Below are 266 nucleotides of genomic sequence, written 5' to 3'. Positions count from 1 at the left end.
AGCGGATGACTTGTGGCTGGGGGTGAAAGGCCAATCAAACCGGGAGATAGCTGGTTCTCCCCGAAATCTATTTAGGTAGAGCCTTGAGCGAACACCTTCGGGGGTAGAGCACTGTTTCGGCTAGGGGTCCATCCCGGATTACCAACCCGATGCAAACTGCGAATACCGAAGAGTGATACTCAGGAGACACACGGTGGGTGCTAACGTCCATCGTGAAGAGGGAAACAACCCAGACCGCCAGCTAAGGTCCCAAAGTACTAGTTAAG

General features: G+C 53.4%; 1 rRNA gene. It reads left to right on the top strand.

The features are described 5' to 3' along the window. Window positions 1-266, top strand: a 23S ribosomal RNA gene (locus tag ACTG7L_RS10845); the annotation flags it as partial.

This window comes from Lonepinella sp. BR2357, assembly GCF_051851525.1.
In the GTDB taxonomy this organism is placed as follows: Bacteria; Pseudomonadota; Gammaproteobacteria; order Enterobacterales; family Pasteurellaceae; genus Lonepinella.
The sequence above is the reverse complement of the archived record's forward strand: the minus strand, read 5'-3'. Positions and strand labels throughout refer to the sequence as shown.